Source organism: Pseudomonas sp. P9_35 (genome assembly GCF_034008205.1).
GTDB classification, from domain to species: Bacteria; Pseudomonadota; Gammaproteobacteria; order Pseudomonadales; family Pseudomonadaceae; genus Aquipseudomonas; species Aquipseudomonas kilonensis.
Map to the genome: position 1 here is coordinate 1,041,070 of NZ_CP125373.1, position 19,420 is coordinate 1,060,489.

General features: G+C 62.1%; 18 protein-coding genes. 6 read left to right on the forward strand and 12 right to left on the reverse strand.

Annotated elements, in window-relative coordinates; translation table 11 throughout:
- Window positions 1-31: 31 nt before the first annotated feature.
- From QMK47_RS04510 to QMK47_RS04520, 3 genes are all read left to right on the forward strand, one after another.
- A complete protein-coding gene (locus tag QMK47_RS04510; protein WP_258690299.1) occupies window positions 32-961 on the forward strand; it encodes a LysR family transcriptional regulator in 930 nt (309 codons plus the stop codon).
- Window positions 962-1,102: 141 nt separating this feature from the next.
- A complete protein-coding gene (locus QMK47_RS04515; protein WP_018603237.1) occupies window positions 1,103-1,837 on the forward strand; it encodes an ArsR/SmtB family transcription factor in 735 nt (244 codons plus the stop codon).
- 112 nt (window positions 1,838-1,949) lie between these two features.
- The gene (locus QMK47_RS04520) at window positions 1,950-3,332 is read left to right on the forward strand and encodes an MFS transporter (protein WP_320389851.1); all 1,383 of its coding nucleotides are present in this window, start codon (window positions 1,950-1,952) and stop codon (window positions 3,330-3,332) included.
- A 117-nt stretch (window positions 3,333-3,449) separates the two neighbouring features.
- Here QMK47_RS04520 and QMK47_RS04525 read toward each other — a convergent pair whose 3' ends face one another.
- The 3 genes from QMK47_RS04525 to QMK47_RS04535 form a co-directional block, all read right to left on the reverse strand.
- Window positions 3,450-4,403: an adenosine deaminase gene (locus tag QMK47_RS04525; protein ID WP_003197486.1), complete on the reverse strand. Its 954-nt coding sequence runs from the start codon at window positions 4,401-4,403 to the stop codon at window positions 3,450-3,452.
- A gap of 83 nt (window positions 4,404-4,486) precedes the next feature.
- Window positions 4,487-5,452 carry a 2-oxoglutarate and iron-dependent oxygenase domain-containing protein gene (locus QMK47_RS04530; protein ID WP_258690301.1) on the reverse strand — a complete coding sequence of 322 codons (966 nt, stop codon included), beginning with the start codon at window positions 5,450-5,452 and terminating at the stop codon, window positions 4,487-4,489.
- Window positions 5,453-5,604: 152 nt separating this feature from the next.
- Window positions 5,605-6,687, reverse strand: coding sequence for a BMP family ABC transporter substrate-binding protein (locus tag QMK47_RS04535; protein WP_253471408.1), 1,083 nt, complete (start codon window positions 6,685-6,687; stop codon window positions 5,605-5,607).
- Window positions 6,688-7,063: 376 nt separating this feature from the next.
- Here QMK47_RS04535 and QMK47_RS04540 point away from each other — a divergent pair, with 376 nt between their 5' ends.
- On the forward strand, window positions 7,064-8,155 hold the full coding sequence (locus QMK47_RS04540) for a calcium:proton antiporter (RefSeq protein WP_253471410.1): 1,092 nt from the start codon (window positions 7,064-7,066) through the stop codon (window positions 8,153-8,155).
- Between the two features lie 124 nt (window positions 8,156-8,279).
- On the opposite strand, the gene QMK47_RS04545 is transcribed toward QMK47_RS04540, so the two are convergent.
- The 3 genes from QMK47_RS04545 to QMK47_RS04555 all read right to left on the reverse strand — a co-directional run bounded on the left by QMK47_RS04545 (window position 8,280) and on the right by QMK47_RS04555 (window position 10,948).
- The gene (locus tag QMK47_RS04545) at window positions 8,280-9,638 is read right to left on the reverse strand and encodes an 8-oxoguanine deaminase (protein ID WP_320389852.1); all 1,359 of its coding nucleotides are present in this window, start codon (window positions 9,636-9,638) and stop codon (window positions 8,280-8,282) included.
- Between the two features lie 247 nt (window positions 9,639-9,885).
- Window positions 9,886-10,572, reverse strand: a complete 687-nt coding sequence (locus QMK47_RS04550) for an SDR family oxidoreductase (protein ID WP_258690303.1) — start codon at window positions 10,570-10,572, stop codon at window positions 9,886-9,888.
- Between the two features lie 25 nt (window positions 10,573-10,597).
- The gene (locus tag QMK47_RS04555) at window positions 10,598-10,948 is read right to left on the reverse strand and encodes a MerR family transcriptional regulator (RefSeq protein WP_018605117.1); all 351 of its coding nucleotides are present in this window, start codon (window positions 10,946-10,948) and stop codon (window positions 10,598-10,600) included.
- Between the two features lie 81 nt (window positions 10,949-11,029).
- On the opposite strand from QMK47_RS04555, the gene QMK47_RS04560 reads away from it, so the two are divergent.
- Window positions 11,030-11,458 (forward strand): hypothetical protein, encoded by a 429-nt coding sequence (locus QMK47_RS04560; protein WP_253471416.1) that lies wholly within the window; start codon window positions 11,030-11,032, stop codon window positions 11,456-11,458.
- Window positions 11,459-11,520: 62 nt separating this feature from the next.
- Here the strand turns inward: QMK47_RS04560 and QMK47_RS04565 are convergent, their stop codons facing one another.
- The 6 genes from QMK47_RS04565 to QMK47_RS04590 form a co-directional block, all read right to left on the reverse strand.
- Window positions 11,521-12,447 carry an ABC transporter permease gene (locus tag QMK47_RS04565; RefSeq protein WP_013692177.1) on the reverse strand — a complete coding sequence of 309 codons (927 nt, stop codon included), beginning with the start codon at window positions 12,445-12,447 and terminating at the stop codon, window positions 11,521-11,523.
- A complete protein-coding gene (locus QMK47_RS04570) occupies window positions 12,447-13,553 on the reverse strand; it encodes an ABC transporter permease (protein WP_320389853.1) in 1,107 nt (368 codons plus the stop codon). The genes QMK47_RS04565 and QMK47_RS04570 overlap by 1 nt, the downstream gene beginning before the upstream one ends.
- Before the next feature lie 11 nt (window positions 13,554-13,564).
- A complete protein-coding gene (locus tag QMK47_RS04575) occupies window positions 13,565-15,118 on the reverse strand; it encodes an ABC transporter ATP-binding protein (RefSeq protein ID WP_320389854.1) in 1,554 nt (517 codons plus the stop codon).
- A gap of 532 nt (window positions 15,119-15,650) precedes the next feature.
- The gene (locus QMK47_RS04580; RefSeq protein ID WP_320389855.1) at window positions 15,651-16,232 is read right to left on the reverse strand and encodes a YigZ family protein; all 582 of its coding nucleotides are present in this window, start codon (window positions 16,230-16,232) and stop codon (window positions 15,651-15,653) included.
- 7 nt (window positions 16,233-16,239) lie between these two features.
- Entirely contained in the window at window positions 16,240-16,890 is a 651-nt protein-coding gene (locus tag QMK47_RS04585) for a TetR/AcrR family transcriptional regulator (protein WP_320389856.1), read from the reverse strand.
- 116 nt (window positions 16,891-17,006) lie between these two features.
- Complete coding sequence (locus QMK47_RS04590) at window positions 17,007-17,927, reverse strand: LysR family transcriptional regulator (protein ID WP_057451680.1); 921 nt, start codon at window positions 17,925-17,927, stop codon at window positions 17,007-17,009.
- Window positions 17,928-18,049: 122 nt separating this feature from the next.
- On the opposite strand from QMK47_RS04590, the gene QMK47_RS04595 reads away from it, so the two are divergent.
- Complete coding sequence (locus QMK47_RS04595) at window positions 18,050-19,399, forward strand: aspartate aminotransferase family protein (RefSeq protein WP_320389857.1); 1,350 nt, start codon at window positions 18,050-18,052, stop codon at window positions 19,397-19,399.
- Window positions 19,400-19,420 lie beyond the last annotated feature (21 nt).

The window sequence follows — 19,420 nt, forward strand, 5'->3', positions numbered from 1 at the left end:
CTTTCAATAATTTTTTGATAATGGAGTCGTCATGCTTCGCTTCGATGACTTGCAGTTGTTTGTCCGGGCGGCGGACCTGGGCAGTCTTTCGGCTGCGGCCAGGGTCATGGACCTGTCGGCGGCGGTGGCCAGTGCCGCGTTGAAACGGATCGAGCAGCACCTCGGCGCGCGGCTGTTGGCCCGTTCCACCCGTAGCCTGCGCCTGACGGCCGAAGGCGAGGGCTTTCTCGAATATGCCCGGGCCGCATTGAGCAGCCTTGACGAAGGCCGGCGGTTATTGACCAGCGGCCAGGACCAGGTCAGTGGGGTGTTGCAGTTGTCTGCACCGTCGGACCTGGGACGCAACCTGCTGCTGCCCTGGCTGGACGCGTTCCAGCGCGAGCACCCCGGGCTGACGGTGCGGCTGTTGCTGGGCGATCGCATGGCCGATCTGTTCAAGCAGCCGGTGGACATCGCCTTGCGTTATGGCGAGCCGGAAGATTCGAGCCTGGTCGCCCTGCCCATTGCCGCGGATAACCGCCGGGTGTTGTGCGCATCGCCGGACTATCTGGCTCGCCAGGGTGAACCCCATCAGTTAGAGCAACTGGCCCAGCACAACTGCCTGTTGTACATGCTTGGCAGCCGGGTCCATGACCGATGGGGTTTTCATGACGGCAAACGGGAAGTGAGCCTCACCGTCAGTGGCGACCGTTTCAGTGACGACGCCGATGTGGTGCGGCGCTGGGCGGTAGCGGGTGCCGGGATTGCCTATAAATCGTGGCTGGATGTGTCCACCGACGTGCTGGCCGGGCGCTTGAGAATCCTCTTGCCGCACCTGCAATGCGAACGCGCGCCCCTCAATCTGCTGTGTGCCCACCGGGCGCAATTGAGCAAGCCCATCAACCTTTTGCGGGACATGCTCCAGGCCCGCTGCGGTGAGTTGACGGCGCGTTTTCCGCTCTCGATGGGGGGCAGTCATTAGTCGCGGGCAAATAGAGAATTTTCCCTCAGGAACAATCGCCTCCATAGGTTTCCGGAGGACAGGAAAGCTCGAGCGCCCCGCTTATACTAGCGGCCGCCTGCGCCAGAGCAGTAGACGAATGATTCAACAGGGAGTGAATACATGGAACATGCACCTTGCATCAGCCAGATCGCCACGCTGCTGGCTGACCCCAAGCGCAGCGCAATGATGTGGGCCTTGATGGACGGCACGGCCCGCCAGGCCGAGGAGTTGGCGTTGCTCGCCGGGTTGTCGCCGTCCTCGGCCAACGCGCATCTGGGACGCCTGTCCGCCGGAGGCCTGTTGAAAGTCGAAGCCCGGGGTCGCAAGCGGTTTTTCCGCCTGGCCGCGCCTGAAATCGGCGCGGCCGTCGAAGCGCTGGCCAGCGCGACGCTGGTCAGTACGCCGCGGCAGATTCCAGACGTCTTCAAGCGCCGGGTCATGCCGACCAAGGCGCCGTCGGCCCCTGCTTCGTTGATGCGCGCCAGGCTTTGCGACGATCACCTGGGAGGAACCCTGGCGGCCGACCTCTACCAGCGCCTGCTGGATGCCGGGTGGATCGAGCAGTTCGAGCAGCGGGTGATCGTCACCCACAAGGGCGCCAATCAACTGGCCGGACGTGGCCTGTTCATCCAGGCCCTGGCCCATCGCAACACCCACATCGCCTGTGCCTGCCCCGACTGGAGCGAGCGTCGTCCACACCTGGGGGGCGCGCTGGGGGCGGCCCTGCTGCAACTGTTCATGCAGTCGGGTTGGCTGAGCTTGCCCAACGATTCGCGAGCCTTGCAGGTGACGACGCTCGGCCAGCAGGAAATCCACCGGTTCGCCCGGCAGGACACGGTGGAGATGGCAATCTAGGAAACGCTCCTGATGCGTCGCTCAGGGCTGTCGGCAGGTCGTATTCAGCAATAGCCACCTGCAAGGTTCGCGCACACTCGTTCCGGGGAATTATCGGATTGGGGGAGGCAGCATGGACACTCACGGCTACAGCGCGGCGGAACGCCTGGAACGGTTACCCATCAGCGGTTACCACCGGGTCATCTTCATTATCATCGCCCTGGCGTTTTTCTTTGACTCCATGGACCTGGCGATGATGACGTTCCTGTTGGGGTCGATCAAAGCCGAGTTCGGCCTGAGCACCGCCCAGGCCGGTTTGCTCGCCAGCTCCAGCTTCTTCGGCATGGTGGTGGGAGCGTCGCTGTCGGGCATGCTCGCCGATCATTTCGGGCGCAAGCCGGTGTTCCAGTGGAGCATCGTGTTGTGGGGCATTGCCAGTTACTTGTGCTCCACGGCCCAGGACATCGAGACCTTGACGCTGTTTCGCATCCTGCTGGGCATCGGCATGGGCATGGAATTTCCGATTGCCCAGTCGATGCTTTCGGAGCTGATCCCGGCCAAGCGTCGGGGCCGCTACATCGCCTTGATGGATGGCTTCTGGCCGCTGGGTTTCGTGGCGGCGGGGGTGCTGTCGTATTTCCTGCTGCCGGTGGTCGGCTGGCGCGACATCTTTCTGGTGCTGGCGGTGCCGGCGGTGTTTGTCCTGGCGATTCGTTTCTTCATTCCCGAGTCGCCACGCTGGCTGGAGCAAGCCGGTCGGGGTGACGAGGCGGACGCGGTGCTCAAGCGAATCGAAGACAAGGTCCGGGCCTCGCTGGGGCATCAGAACCTGCCGGAGCCGATCCGTTTGCCAAGGGTTGAGAGTACGCCGGGCAATTTCTTTTCGGCCCTGGCGCAGATCTGGTCACCGCAGTATCGCCAGCGCACGATGATGATCTGGAGCGTCTGGTTCTTTGCCCTGCTCGGTTTCTACGGCCTGACCTCCTGGCTCAGTGCGTTGTTGCAGCAGTCGGGGTTTGCGGTGACCCAGTCGGTGTATTACACCGTGCTGATTTCCCTGGGCGGGATTCCCGGCTTCTTGATGGCGGCCTGGCTGGTGGAGCGCTGGGGGCGCAAACCGGTGTGCATCATCACGCTGTTGGGCGGTGGGGCGATGGCGTTTCTGTATGGGCAGAGCGCGGTGTTTGGCGGCAACGTCGGCCTGTTGATCGGCACCGGGTTGCTGATGCAGTTTTTCCTGTTCGGCATGTGGGCGGTGCTCTACACCTACACGCCGGAGCTGTACCCCACCTCGGCCCGGGCCACCGGCTCAGGCTTTGCTTCGGCGGTGGGACGCGTCGGTTCGTTGCTCGGCCCGCTGGTAACCGGGCTGGTATTCCCCATCACCGGCCAGGGTGGCGTGTTTGCCCTGGGCGCGTTGTGCTTCGCCGTGGCGGCGGGGGTGGTCTGGTTGTTCGGGATGGAGACGCGGGGCAAGACGTTGGAGGAGTTGAGCGAAGCGACCGTCGCCGACTAAACACTATCCCTTGTGGGAGCGAGCTTGCTCGCGAAGGCGGTGTGTCAGTCGACATTAATGTTGGCTGATCCAAAGCTATCGCGAGCAAGCTCGCTCCCACAGGGGTTTCGGTGACGCTTAAGGCTTGACCAACCGCGCATCCAGGCTGTTCTGGGCCAGGCGCTTGGCCTGGTCCTGGGTCATGCCCAGGTGGGTATACAGCGCGTGGAAGTTCTCGGTGACGTAGCCGCCGAAGTACGCCGGGTCATCGGAGTTCACCGTCACTTTCACGCCGCGCTCGAGCATGTCGAGGATGTTGTGCTGCGACATGTCGTCGAATACGCACAGCTTGGTGTTGGACAATGGGCACACCGTCAACGGAATCTGCTCGTCGATGATCCGCTGCATCAGTCGCTCATCTTCAATTGCTCGTACGCCATGGTCGATACGCTGGATCTTCAGCAGGTCCAGGGCTTCCCAGATGTACTCGGGCGGGCCTTCTTCACCGGCGTGGGCGACGGTCAGGAAGCCTTCGTTGCGTGCGCGGTCGAATACGCGCTGGAACTTGCTCGGTGGATGGCCCATTTCCGAACTGTCCAGGCCCACGGCCACGAATGCCTCGCGGAACGGCAGCGCCTGGTCGAGGGTCTTCTCGGCTTGTTCTTCGCTCAGGTGGCGCAGGAAACTCAGGATCAGGCCGCTGGTGATGCCCAGTTGCTGCTCGCCGTCCTTGAGGGCGGCGGCGATGCCGTTGAGCACCACTTCAAACGGGATACCACGGTCGGTGTGGGTCTGCGGGTCGAAGAACGGTTCGGTGTGGATCACGTTCTGCGCCTTGCAACGCAACAGGTAGGCCCAGGTCAGGTCATAGAAATCCTGGGAGGTGCGCAGCACATCGGCGCCCTGGTAATACAGGTCGAGGAATTCCTGCAGGTTGTTGAAGGCATAGGCCTTGCGCAGGGTGTCGACGTCGCTCCACGGCAGGGCGATCTTGTTGCGTTCGGCCAGGGCGAACAGCAACTCGGGCTCCAGCGAGCCTTCCAGGTGCAGGTGCAGTTCAGCCTTGGGCAGGGCGTTCAGCCAGTCGTACATGGTCTTTTCTCATCAGCGAATCGATGGCGGGCATTCTACAGACGCTGGCCGCCCTGTCGGGTAAAACCTGACCGGCTGATCCACTACACGGCGAGCGACTCACGCCGGTAAGCATAGGTGTCGGCGAAGCGCGACAGCAGGAATTCGGCGCAGGTAGTCGTTGGGTACTTTGGCGGGTGGGCGTCATCCTGGCAACCGGGCAGGCATTGGATCAGCGTGTCGGGGTGCGGCTCGGCAAAGAACGGCATCGAGTACCTGTCCACCCCCAGCGGGCTGATCACCCGATGCGGCGTGGACAGGTAACGGTCGTTGCTCCAGCGCGCCATCATGTCACCGAGGTTGACCACGAAGGTGCCGTCGATGGGCGGCGCGTCGATCCACTGGCCGTCGACGTTGCGCACTTGCAGGCCGCCGGCGGCGTCCTGGTAGAGCAGGGTGATGCAACCATAATCGGTATGGGCGCCGGCACCTTGCTGCTCGGCGCTACTGGCGGTGTCGCGGGGCGGGTAGTGGATCAGGCGCAGTACGCTGACCGGCTCGTTGAAGCACGTGTCGAAAAAGTCCCGTTCGATACCCAGCGCCAGGGTCATGGCCCGCAGCAGGGTTTGGGCAAGTGCCTGCATGTCGTGGTAATGCTGCTCCATCAAGGTTTCCCAACCGCCCAGATGCGGATGCCGGTTGGGGCCGCGCAAGGGTTTTTCCGCCAGCACGTCGGGATGATCGGCCGGCAAGTGCAGGCCCATGTCGAAGGTTTCCTTCAGGTCGCTGGGCTTGGTCGGGTCCAGTTGTTCGGTGGCGACGGCGCCATAGCCACGGTGGTGGCGGGTCTGGGTGATGTCGATCTTGAGCTTTTCTTCGACGGGCAGGCCAAAGAAGCGTTGAGCACTGCCCAGTACCTCGGCGATGCGCGCCGGAGTGATGGGATGGCCCTTGATGTAGAAAAAGCCCCATTGGCGGCAGGCGCGGTCGATCTGCTCGGCGACGGTTTGCCAGGCGTCGGGTTCATCGCCGTAGAGTGGGCTGATGTCGATGATGGGAAGGCTGTTCATCCTGCTTTCCTGACTTGAAATAGGCACCCCATATGGGAGCGAGCTTGCTCGCGATAGCGGTGGGTCAGTCAATACAAATATTGAATGTCAGTCCGCTATCGCGAGCAAGCTCGCTCCCACAATGGGTTTTGTGTTGGTTTTTGGGCTGGGGGTTATTTCGGAATCTCAGCCTTCATGCCTTCCACGTAATAATTCATCGACGCCAGTTCCGCGTTGGTGGCGCTCACGCCCGCCGGGATTTTCTCGACGCCGGCCTGGTCCTTGATCGGGCCGGTGAACGGGTGGAAGGCGCCGCTCTCGATGTCGGCGATGATCTGCTCGGCTTCGCTTTTGACCGCTGCCGGCACCAGGTCGCTGATCGGCAGTTTCACCGTGCCTTCCTTCAGGCCACCCCAGTAGTCCTGGGATTTCCAGCTGTGGTCGAGCACGCTCTGGGTCGCCTGGATGTAATGCGGGCCCCAGTCATTGACGATGGACGTCAGCACCGCCTTGGGCCCGAAGTGAGCCATGTCCGAAGCGTAGCCCACTGCATAGACGCCGCGTCGCTCGGCAGCCTGGATCGGCGCCGGGCTGTCGGTGTGCTGGAACACCACGTCCACACCCTGGTCGATCAGCGCGTTGGCGGCGTCGGCTTCCTTGCCCGGGTCGAACCAGGAGTTGACCCACACCACTTTGATCTCGCTGCCGGGGTTGTACTTGTTCAGGGCCAGTTGGATGGCGTTGATGTCGCGGATGACTTCCGGGATCGGGAAGGACGCGACGTAGCCGATCTTTTTGGTCTTGGTCATCTTGGCCGCGAGGAAGCCACCGACGTAGCGGCCCTCGTAGGTGCGAGCCAGGTATGTGCCCAGGTTCTTGTCCTGCTTGTAGCCGGTGGCGTGTTCGAAGGTCACCTTGGGAAACTGCTTGGCGACTTTCAGTGTCGGGTTCATGTAGCCGAAGGAGGTGGTGAAGATCAGGTCGTATTTATCCTTGGCCATGTTGCGGATCACCCGCTCGGCGTCGGCACCCTCCGGCACGTTTTCCACGTAGTTGGTGGTGATCTGCTCGCCGAATTTCGCCGCCAGCTCCTTGCGCCCTTGTTCATGCTGATAGGTCCAGCCATGGTCGCCGATCGGGCCGATGTAGACGAAGCCGACCTTCAGCGGGTCGGCGGCACTGGCATTCAGGCCGGCGCCCAGGCCGAGGGCGGCGACGACGGCGCAAAGCAACTTTTTCAAGGGGCGTTGGTGCATGAACTCGAACTCCATTTTGTTGTGAGGTTGGCTGTGCAGCACCAATGCAAAATGCTGACCAACAAGACAACAAATAGTCGATACCTTGTTGCCGTCATCGCGGGCAAGCCTTGCTCCCACAAGTGCAAGGCCAAACCATGTGGAATCAGGCCTTGCCCCAACAGATGGGCAGCCCAACCTCAAGGGAGAGCAAGCTTGCTTCACAAGTGCGCCGCGATACTTGTGGGAGCAAGGCTTGCCCGCGATGAGGCCCTTGAGAACAATAAAGGTGCACCCTGCCTGCAAGCGCCACCCCCTGGTGCATCACACCGAACGAAACGTTCACCGCCTCCTATAGTCAGTAACTCATGACCCCGCCCACGCTGACAGGCCCGCGATGCTCACTTTGCTCAAGCAAGAAAAACTACTGTTGCTGGCGCTGATCGCCGCGTGTATCGCCTATCCGCTGGAGCACTGGCTGCTGGGCAGCGGGCAAGTGGTGGCGTTGGCCGGCGGCCTGGTCCTGATCGGTTTCATCGTCGCGGCGTCCATGCGTGTGGCCCATCACGCCGAACTGCTGGCGGAAAAGGTCGGAGACCCTTACGGCACCATGATCCTGACGCTGTCGGCGGTACTGGTGGAGGTGGTGATCCTGGCGATCATGATGAGCAACGAGGCTTCGTCGACGTTGGTGCGGGACACGATCTACTCGGCGGTGATGCTCGACATCAACGGCATCCTCGGGCTCGCGGCGCTGATGGGCGGGATCAAGCATGGCGAGCAGGCCTACAACGACGATTCGGCGCGCACCTACAGCGTGATGATTCTCACCGCCATGGGGGTATCGATGGTGGTGCCGGAGTTCATTCCCCGCGAGAGCTGGAAAATGTATTCGGCCTTTACCATCGGCGCGATGATCGTGCTGTACACCTTGTTCCTGCGCATGCAGGTCGGGCCTCACAGTTATTTTTTCAGCTACAGCTATCCGGAAAAACGCCGCAAGAAAGAACCGGTGGAAAACGAACCGCAACCCATCAGCCTGACGCTTTCCATCGGCGCGCTGGTGTTTGGCGTGGTGGTGATCGGCGCCCTGGCCGAAGTCATGTCCAAGGCCCTCGACCTGGGGTTGGAAGGCTCGGGTGCACCGCCGGTGGTCACGGCGATCCTGGTGGCCGCTATCTCCGCCGCACCGGAAATCCTCACCGCCCTGCGCGCGGCTCTCGCCAATCGCATGCAGTCGGTGGTGAATATCGCGCTGGGCGCTTCGCTGTCCACCGTGATCCTGACCGTGCCGGTGATGGAGGCCATGGCCCTCTACACCGGCCAGCCGTTTCAGATGGCAATGACCCCGGTGCAGACGGTGATGATCTTCATCACCCTGATTGTCAGCGCGATCAATCTCAACGATGGCGAGACCAATGCCATCGAAGGCATGACCCATTTTGTGTTGTTTGCGACGTTCATCATGTTGTCGTTGCTGGGCCTCTGAGCACAACACAATACCCATTGTGGGAGCGAGCTTGCTCGCGATAGCGGCCTGACATTCAACATCAGTGTTGAAAGATCTGGCGTCATCGCGAGCAAGCTCGCTCCCACAGGGGATTTGGTTTGGGTCAGGTGCCGGCGATCAGTTCCCGCGCCGCCTGGCTGTGATCGGCAATCAAGCCCTTCAAGTCCAATCCCTCGACCTGCCCGTCGATGACCCGCCATTGCCCACCGATCATCACCCGATCCGCCCGATCCGCACCGCATAGCAGCAGTGCGGAAATCGGATCGTGGCTGCCGGAGAAGCGCAGCTCATCAAGCTTGAACAGCGCCAGGTCGGCCTGCTTGCCCACCGCCAATTCACCGATATCGCTGCGCCCGAGCAGTTGCGCCGAGCCCCGGGTCGCCCAGCCCAGCACGCGTTCCGGCGTGATCGCTTGCGCACCGTAGCGCAGGCGCTGGATGTACAGCGCCTGGCGGGTTTCGAGGATCATGTTCGAGGCATCGTTGGATGCCGAACCGTCTACCCCCAGGCCCACGGGAGCGCCGGCGGCGGTCAGGTCCAGGGTCGGGCAAATGCCCGAGGCCAGGCGCATGTTCGAACTCGGGCAGTGACAGATGCCGGTGCCGGCGGCGCCGAGACGGGCGATTTCATCCGGGTTGAAATGAATGCCGTGGGCCAGCCAGGTACGCGGGCCAAGCCAGCCGACGCTGTCCAGGTAGTCCACGGTGCGCAGGCCGAAGCGTTGCAGGCAAAACGCTTCTTCATCGAGGGTTTCGGCCAGGTGCGTATGCAGGCGTACGTCGAGTTTTTCCGCCAGTTCGGCGCTGGCGCTCATGATCTGCGGCGTGACCGAAAACGGCGAGCAGGGCGCCAGGGTAATCTGGATCTGCGCGCCGTCGCCGCGCTCGTGGTACTGACCGATCAAGCGCTGGCTGTCGTCGAGAATCACCTGGCCCTGCTGCACGGTCTGCTGCGGCGGCAAGCCACCGTCGGCTTCGCCCAGGCTCATGGAACCGCGGGTCAGCATCGCGCGCATGCCCAGTTCACGAACACTTTGCACTTGCACGTCGATGGCATTTTCCAGGCCTTCGGGAAACAGGTAATGGTGGTCGGCCGCCGTGGTGCAGCCCGACAGCAGCAACTCGGCCAAGGCCACTTTGCTGGCCAGGGCGAGTTTTTCCGGGGTCAGCCGCGCCCACACCGGGTAGAGGGTCTTCAGCCAGGGGAACAGCGGCTGGTTCACCACCGGCGCCCAGGCGCGGGTCAGGGTCTGGTAGAAGTGATGGTGGGTGTTGATCAACCCCGGCAGGATCACATGCTCGCGCGCGTCGAAGATGTCGTCACAGGGCTGGGCGGGTTGCTGGCCGGCGCTCAGCAGTTCGACGATCACACCGTCCTGCAGGACGAGGCCGCCACGGGCATCGAGGTCGTTGGCCGTGAAAATGGCGAGGGGATTTTTTAACCAGGTACGGGTCGCAGGCATGGTGGCCGGCTCCTCTGAAAGTGGGTTCAGGTTAGCCAGCTCAGTGATGCCCTGTCTGCTGATCCAGGGTCGCCGTGGGGGGGCGAGGGTCGGAGTTTACTCAGGTTGCCGAAAACATTTCCAGTGCCCACTGAGATCAAAAATGTGGGAGCGAGCTTGCTCGCGATAGCGGTAGGTCAGTCGACATCGATGTTGGATGTGAGGCCGCTATCGCGAGCAAGCTCGCTCCCACAGGGGATTAGCGGAGTTACCAAGGGATTGTTTCGCCCCTGTAGTTGACGAAGTGATGCCCGCCTTTGCCGACGAACGCATTCACTTGGTCGATCAACCCGCGAGTGCTCGTCTCGACATCGATGTCCGCGCCTTCGCCGCCCATGTCAGTCTTCACCCAACCCGGGTGCAGCGACAGCACGGTCAATGCCTGCTCGCCCAGTTGGCTGACAAAGCTATTGGTCATGGAGTTGAGCGCTGCCTTGCTGGCCTTGTACAGCGCCAGTTCCGGCGCATCGGGCATGGTCACGCTGCCCAGCACCGAACTCATGAAGGCGAGTACGCCGCTGCCGTCGCGGATCTGGCCGACAAAGCGTTGGGCCAGGTTGATCGGCGCCACGGCGTTGGTGAAGAACAACTGGCCGACTTCGGCCAGCGTCGCGCCGCCCGGGTTCTGGTTGTCCGGGCCCTTGACGCCGGCATTGACGAACAGCAGGTCGAAGGTCTCGCCCTTGAGCTGTTGGCTCAGGGCGATGACCGCTTGCTGGTCGTCCATGTCGAGTTTTTCGATCCGCACCGGGCCCAGCGTCTTCAAAGCCTCTGCGTTCTGCGGGTTGCGCACGGTGGCGGTCACGTTCCAGCCATCGCTGAGCAACGTCTTCACCAGACCAAGGCCCAGGCCCCGGGAGGCGCCGATGATCAATGCGTTTCTTGCCGAATTCATGAGAGGCATCCTTGAAAGAAAGAGGTCATGGATTTAATGGACAGCGTTGCCCGAGCCGTTGTTTCAGCTCGTGACGCAACGCATCGAGTTCGGTGATGCGGGTTTCGATCAGGTTCAGTTTGTCTTGCAGCAATTGCGTCACCGCGCAGTCCGGATCGGGGGCGTTCCACAGGGCGCCAACGCTGGCGCTGATCTCGCCCAGGGTAAAGCCCAGGCGCTGGGCGGTCTTGATATAGAGCACCAGTTGCACTATGTCGGCGGGATAGTCGCGATAGCCATTGGCGCTACGCGACGCTGCGATCAGGCCCCGCTGCTCGTAGAAGCGCAGCGTGTCTCGACTGACGGCGCAGGCCTGGGCTAATTCACCGATGCGCATTGTGGAACTCCGGAGGACTTGACCTTGGAGCATACCCCAGGCTTTAGCCTCTTCGCTCCCCAATTATCTGGAGCAAAGTGTATGTGGACTTCGATGCAATACCGCCGGGTGGTGCTTGGCAGCGCCTGGTACGACCTGATCGTGTCGGCCGCGCTGGTCACGCCGTGGAGCTTTGCGGCGCTGCATGGTGTGTTGATGAGCCTGACTCAGCTATTCGACCTGCCTGGAGAACTACCGCCGTTTGCGCCGGCGCATGTGCTGATGGTGAATCTGCTCGGCTCGATTGTCTGCGTGTGGGCGGTGCTGCGGATTCGGGATCCGCAGCCGCTGTACGGGCGTTATGACGCGACGGGGCGGTTTCTGTTTGCAGCCTGGATGCTGTATGCACTGCTTCATGGGGCCAGCGCGGTGTTGTGGGTTTTCCTGGTTTTCGAGGTGGTGTGGGGTTTGGTTCAGGTGTTGCCTGTTCGGGACTCATCGCGAGCAAGCTCGCTCCCACAGGGGGCCTGAGTCGGAACTGCCGGCCGTGTGTGGGAGCGAGCTTGCTCGCGATAGGCACGCCACGGTCTATCTCAATGCCCCGCCTGCCAAGGCTGCCCCAGGGACACCGGCGCATACAGCCGGGTGCGCACGGCGTCCCGGGATAACAGCACCAGCACCACAATGGTCGCGGCATACGGCAGCATCGCCAGTAGACTCGATGGAATCGCCAGGCCCAGCCCCTGGGCCACCAGGTGCAGGATGCTGGCGAGGCCGAACAGGTAGGCGCCCAGCAGCAGGCGCCACACCCGCCAACTGGCGAACACCACCAGCGCCAGGGCGATCCAGCCGCGCCCGGCGCTCATGTTCTCGGCCCACATCGGCGTGTAGGCCAGCGACAGATAGGCGCCGGCCAACCCGGCCATGGCGCCGCCAAACAAGACCGCCAGGGTTCGCACCCGCAGCACCGGCAGGCCCATGGCACTGGCGGCATCGGGGTTTTCCCCGACGGCCTGGATGATCAACCCGACGCGACTTTTCACAATCATCCACGCCACCAGGGCAAACAGCGCGAAGGACAGGTAAACCAGCAGATCCTGGGCAAACAGCATCCGCCCGATCAGTGGAATGTCACTCAAGTAAGGAATCGCCAGCGGCTCGAACCCGGCCAACGGCTTGCCGACCCAGGCCGCGCCGACAAAGCTCGACAGGCCCACGCCGAAAATCGTCAGCGCCAGCCCGGTGGCGACCTGATTGGCGTTGAACACCAGCGCCACCAGCGCGAACAACGCCGACAACAGCATGCCGGCAGCCATCGCCAGCAGCACGCCGAGCCAGAGGTTGCCGCTGTTGAACGCGACGATAAAACCGATCACCGCGCCGAACAGCATCATGCCTTCCTGGCCCAGGTTGAGGACGCCGCTTTTTTCGCAGACCAATTCACCCAAGGCTACCAGCAGCAATGGCGTACCGCAGCGGACCATGGCGTAGAAAATATTGCTCAACAGGTCGATATCCATCACAGCGCTCCTGCCTGTACGGCGGTGGTTCGGGTACGTCGGGCCCAGCGCAGGTTGAGGCGTGGCCGGTACAGAATCAGCACGTCGCAGGCCAACAGGAAAAACAGCATCATCCCTTGGAACAGTTGGGTGATTGCCTGGGGCAGGTTCAGCGACATCTGCGCGCTCTCGCCGCCGATGTACAGCAATGCCATCAACAGGCTGGAAAACAGAATGCCGATGGGATTGAGGCGACCCAGGAACGCCACGGTAATTGCTGCATAGCCGTAGCCCGGCGACACCTGCGGCACCAGCTGACCGATCGGCCCGGTCACTTCGCAGACGCCGGCCAGCCCGGCCAGTGCCCCGCTGATCAACAGCGTCAGCCACACCAACGGCTTCTGGCGAAAACCGGCGAACCCGGCGGCGCGGGCATCGAGGCCCAGCACCTTGATCTGAAAGCCGACGAAGCTTTTCTGCAGCAACACCCACACCGCCACCAGCGCCAGCAGGGCGAAATACAGCCCGGCATGGACCCGCCCATCTTCCAGCAGCAACGGCAGGCGACTGGCCGCGCCGAACATCGCCGACTCCGGGAAGTTGAAACCCTCCGGGTCTTTCAACGGCCCGTGAACGCAAAACAGCAGCAGGTTCAGGGCGATGTAATTGAGCATGATGCTGGTCAGGATCTCGTTGGCGTTGAAGCGCGTGCGCAGCCACGCCGTGAGCCCGGCCCAGGCGGCACCGGCCAGGGTGCCGGTCAGCAGGATCAGCACCAGTGCCCAGCGGCTTTGCATGTCGATGATGTTCACTGCCAAGGCACTGCCGGCCAGGGCGCCCAGCAACAGCTGGCCTTCAGCGCCGATGTTCCAGATTCGCGCCTGATAGGCCACTGCCAGGCCGAGGGCACACAGCAGGATCGGCAAGGTCTTGACCAGCCATTCGGACACGCCGTACAGGTCGCTGATCGGGGCGATCAACAAGGTGTACAGCGTTTGCAGCGGGTCATGCCCGAGGGCGATGAACAGCAGTGAGCCGCAGGCCAGGGTCAGCACGGCGGCCAAGAGCGGCGAGCACCAGAGCATCAGGCGCGATTGCTGGCCGCGAGGTTCGAGAGAAAGCAGCATGTAGAACTCCGTTAAACCGGCGCGCGGGCAGGGGATTGAGGGGCGTCGAACTGGCCGGCCATCCAGCCGCCGACGTCACTGAGCCGGGTCTCGACGGTGGGCCTCAAGGCCGACAGACGCCCGCCGCACAAGGCGCCGAGGCGGTCGCTGATCTGGAACAGTTCGTCCAGGTCTTCGGAGATCACCAGAATCGCCGCGCCTGCATCGCGCAGGGCAATCAGGGCGCGATGGATGGTCGCCGCCGCGCCGACGTCCACGCCCCAGGTCGGGTGAGCGGCCACCAGCAGCTTCGGCTGTTGCAGGATTTCCCGGCCGAGAATGAATTTCTGCAGGTTGCCTCCCGAGAGGCTGCGCGCTGGGGTTTTGGTGTCGGGTGTCTTCACGCCAAAGCGACGGATGATCTCCTCGGCCAGGTGTTCGACCTTGCTGCGGCGAATCAGTCCGTGGCTGACCAGGCCCTGTTGGAAAGCGCTGAGCAAGGCGTTATCCGCCAGGCTCAACTGCGGCACGGCGCCATGGCCCAGGCGCTCGGCGGGGACAAAGGCCAGCCCGAGCCGGCGACGGGCGTCGGGGCGTAGATGAGCCACGGGTTGCCCGTCGAATCGGATCGTTTCGCCTTGCTGGCGGGCAAGCGGCGTTTCTCCGCTGAGCAACGCCAGCCATTCATCCTGACCGTTGCCCGCCACCCCGGCGATGCCGACGATTTCGCCGCTGCAGACCTCAAGGTCAATGTCCCGCAACGAGCAGCCGAACGGGTCCGGGTTGTGCCAGGACAGCTTGTTGATCTGCAGGAAGGCTTTGTCTGCGCTGACCTTGGGATAATCCGTGATCAGCCCGGCCGCTTCGCCGACCATCAGTTGCGCCAACTCCCGGTCCGAGCAGTGCGCCGGCGTGCAATGCCCCGACACCCGCCCGCCGCGCAGCACCGTGGCGCTGTGGCACAACGCTCGCACTTCCCCAAGCTTGTGGCTGATAAACAGGATGCTGCAGCCCTCGCTCGCCAGGCGGCGCAGGGTCACGAACAATTCTTCGGCTTCCACGGGCGTGAGCACCGAAGTCGGTTCGTCGAGAATCAGCAGGCGAATGTCCTGCATCAGGCAGCGAATGATCTCCACCCGCTGCCGCTCGCCAATCGACAAGCTGTGGACCAGCCGCTGCGGCTCCAGCGCCATGCCGTAGCGCCTGGAAACCTCGCGGATCCGGGGTTCCAGCTGCGCCGGCGTACCGGCTGCCGCGCCCATAGCCAGGGCAATGTTTTGCGCAACGGTGAGGGTTTCGAACAGCGAGAAATGCTGGAACACCATGCCGATTCCCAGGCTGCGGGCCTGGGCCGGGTTGCGCAGGTTGACGCGCTGGCCTTGCCAGATCACCTCGCCCGAATCGGCAGGGGTGACGCCGTAGATAATCTTCATCAGGGTACTTTTACCCGCACCGTTTTCCCCGAGCAGGGCGTGGATCTCCCCGGGTTGGATGCTCAGGTCGATGGCGTCGTTGGCCAGGCAACCGGGGTAGCGTTTGCTGATGTTGCGCAATTGCAGGCGCGCGATGGAATCGGGGTTGGACATGACAGGCTCGGGCCGATGGACAGGAATGCCTGTGGATAAAGCAATTTCCTGGCCATCAGGTCAGGAAATTGCCTCGGCCCGCGTCGCCAAGGCTCTCTGCATGTCGCCTGGGCATCTGCCGCAGGAAAATTCTGCACCGGCTTGGAGCGCACGAGTTTTGCGCAGGCATCGGTTTGCTCTGAAATGGGTGGTTAAAAATTGAGCAAGCGGCTGCGAGCCATGCCCTTCTTGGGGTGGCAGGAGCCATGAACGGGTTATCCACAGGTTGCTCCACAGTTATTGTGTGCAAGCCGGAAACTCGGGCATAAGCACTGCGGGGCTTTCTTCTAAAGGTGATAAACCGCCGCAAGCGTTTGTTTTATGGATGGATTTGTCGGTTCGGCGAGACTTTGGCTGAAAAATGAGCAACTCTCTGAAACCCGCATGACAGAAGGGTTACAGAGGGATGTGCTCAGGTTATCCACAGTCGGGTACACAGTGGATGTGGGCAAGTTGAACGATTGCGGGGCGCCCTGAAAGGTCGCAGGTTGTCTCAACGTGCCAGCAGGATCCGGCCACGGCTCAGGTCGGCGAGGTGCGTTTGCAATGTTTCGATCTGCGCTTCGCCCACGGCCAGTTGAAGGTCGACGCCATTGGCCGTAAAGCGTTCTTCATTGACCAACCCGCCGCATTCGGCGACGCGCAGTTTCACCAGGGCCAGTTCGGCGAATCCACAGGAACAGCGCAACGCCACGCGACTGATCAATTCGATTTTCTCGGCGTTTTGCAGGCATTTGTTCGCGCCGCCGCCATAAGCCCGGGCCAGCCCGCCCGTGCCCAGTTGAATCCCGCCGTACCAACGGATCACCAGCACCGCGACCTGGTCGCAGGCTTGTGCTTCGATCGCGGCCAGGATCGGCCGCCCGGCGGTGCCTCCCGGCTCGCCATCGTCGTTGCTGCGGTATTGGTCGCCGAGTTTCCAGGCCCAGCAATTGTGCGAGGCATTCAGGTCGCTGTGCTGGTCGATAAAGGCCTGGGCGTCGGCGGGGCTGGTGATGGGCGCGGCGAACGTGATGAAGCGGCTTTTGCGAATTTCTTCGCGGTATTCGCAAAAGCCGGCAAGGGTAAAGGGCATGGCGATCTTAGAGGGCAGGTGTCAGGCCGCAGCCCTTGAGAATGATGCGGATCAGGTTGTCGCCAGCCTCGACCATGTCCTGCTTGGTCAACTTGCTGCGCCCGGTCACGCGACAGATCTGGGTGGCGAAGTCGGCGTAATGCTGGGTACTGCCCCACAACAGGAAAATCAGGTGAACCGGGTCGATCGGGTCCATCTTGCCGGCATCGATCCAGGCCTGGAATACGGCCGCCCGACCATTGAACCAGGCGCGATAATCCTGGTTGAAATACTCGCTCAGGCATTCGCCACCGCTGATCACTTCCATGGCAAACAACCGCGACGCCTGGGGTTGGCGACGAGAGAATTCCATCTTGGCGCGGATATAGCGGGTCAAGGCTTCGGCCGGATCATCCTCGGTGGTGAGGGTATTGAAGGTGCTGTCCCACAATTCGATGATGTTGCTCAGCACCGCCACGTACAAGCCGAGCTTGTTGGTGAAGTAGTAATGCAGGTTCGCCTTGGGCAGCCCGGCCTTGAGGGCGATGGCATTCATGCTGGTGCCTTTGAACCCGTGACGGGCGAATTCATCTTCGGCAGCCTTGAGGATCGTCTCTTCATTCTTTTGACGAATGCGACTGGTGGGTTTGCCACCGTGGGCAGGGACTTCAAAGGTCATGGGCGTTTCCGGGCTGGGTCTGTGGGCAAGCAAATGCGTTGATAGCGCACCGGCATCAATCCGACAAGTGCCATCACACTAAAAGCCCGACTAAACACCTGTGGGAGCAAAGGGGATCAGCGGGTGGCGGCGAGGCTTTCGAGAAAACTCTCCAGCACCAGGTGAGGCCGACGCCCCTTGCGCGTGACCGACGCCAGGCTCAGGTCATAGAACCGTGCGGAGGGCTTCAAGGCGCGCAGCCGACCTTGCTGGACCCAGAGGCTGGCGTAGTGATCGGGCAGGTAACCGATGTAGCGTCCGGTGAGGATCAGGAACGCCATGCCTTCGCGGTCCGATGCGCTCGCGGTGCAATTGAGCGCCTGGTAATGGGCCTGTATTTCGGCTGGCAGGCGGAAGGTCGGCGCGATGGCGTCCTGGCTGTTGAGGCGAGCGTCCTCGAGTTGCTGGTCATCGACATAAAACAGTGGATGCCCGACCGCGCAGTACAGCAGCGATCGTTCGCTATACAGCGGTTGATATTCCAGCCCGGACAGGGCACTGGCCTGGGGAACTACGCCAACATGCAAGCGCCCGTCGAGCACGCCTTGCTCGACTTCATTGGGGGCGATCATGCGAATCTGGATCTGCACGTCGGGCCCGCGTTCTTTCAATTGCGCCAAGGCGTGGGTGATGCGCATGTGGGGCAGGGTGACCAGGTTGTCGGTCAGACCGATGGTCAACTCACCGCGCAAATGCTGGTGCAGACCGTTGACCTCGGTGCGAAAGCTTTCCAGTGCGCTCAATAGCTGCAACGCCGATTGATACACCTCGCGACCTTCCTCGGTCAGGGAAAAGCCCGCGCGCCCACGCTGGCACAGACGCAGGCCGAGACGTTGCTCGAGATCGCTCATCTGCTGGCTGATGGCCGAGCGGCCGATGCCAAGCACGGTTTCAGCGGCGGAAAATCCACCACATTCCACTACGCTGCGGAAGATGCGCAGCAGGCGAATATCAAAGTCGCTGACCTGGGCCAGTGGATCGGGACGACGAACGCTCATAGTTTAGTGATCCGCCGACTGAAGGTTACAAAAGTTGGATTTCACCGACTTTATCGCCGTGGCAACTTAGCTGCAAGAACGCTTTCGATTCCCTGTCGCTTATGATCTGCGAGGTTTTGTCGATGAACATGCCCGAACACGCTGCCGGTTCCCTGGCCAGCCAGCTCAAGCTGGATGCCCACTGGATGCCTTACACCGCCAACCGCAATTTCCAGCGCGATCCGCGCCTGATCGTCGCTGCCGAAGGCAGTTGGCTGGTGGATGACAAGGGGCGCAAGGTGTACGACTCGCTGTCGGGCCTGTGGACATGCGGTGCCGGGCACACCCGCAAGGAAATCCAGGAAGCGGTCGCCAAGCAACTGGGCACCCTCGATTATTCGCCGGGGTTCCAGTACGGCCATCCGCTGTCGTTCCAACTGGCGGAAAAAATCACCAGCCTGACCCCGGGCAATCTCAATCATGTGTTCTTTACCGACTCCGGCTCCGAGTGCGCCGATACCGCGGTGAAGATGGTCCGCGCCTACTGGCGTCTCAAGGGCCAGGCGACCAAGACCAAGATGATTGGTCGTGCCCGTGGCTATCACGGCGTGAACATCGCCGGCACCAGCCTCGGCGGTGTCAACGGCAACCGCAAACTGTTCGGCCAGGCCATGATGGACGTCGACCACTTGCCTCACACCTTGCTGGCCAGCAATGCCTATTCCCGTGGCATGCCAAAAGAGGGTGGCATCGCCTTGGCCGATGAGTTGCTGAAGCTGATCGAACTGCACGATGCGTCCAACATCGCTGCGGTGTTCGTCGAACCGATGGCGGGTTCGGCCGGCGTGCTGGTGCCGCCTGAGGGTTACCTCAAGCGCCTGCGGGAAATCTGCGACCAGCACAGCATTCTCCTGGTGTTCGACGAAGTGATCACCGGTTTCGGCCGCACCGGTTCGATGTTCGGTGCCGACAGCTTTGGCGTGATCCCGGACCTGATGTGCATCGCCAAGCAAGTCACCAATGGCGCGATCCCCATGGGGGCGGTGATTGCCAGCTCCGAGATCTACCAGACGTTCATGAACCAGCCGACACCCGAGTACGCGGTGGAATTTCCCCACGGCTACACCTACTCGGCCCACCCGGTGGCCTGCGCGGCTGGCCTGGCGGCGCTGGACCTGCTGCAGAAGGAAAACCTGGTACAGAGCGTGGCCGAGATCGCCCCGCATTTCGAGAATGCATTGCACGGCTTGAAGGGCGCGAAGAACGTCATCGACATTCGCAACTATGGCCTGGCCGGCGCGATCCAGATCGCCGGGCGCGACGGCGATGCCATCGTGCGTCCGTTCGAGGCCGGCATGGCGTTGTGGAAAGCCGGGTTCTATGTGCGCTTCGGCGGCGACACCCTGCAGTTCGGGCCAACGTTCAACAGCAAGCCGCAGGACCTGGATCGCCTGTTCGATGCGGTCGGTGAAGTGCTGAACAAGCTCGACTGATACGTCCTTCTATATAGCTTT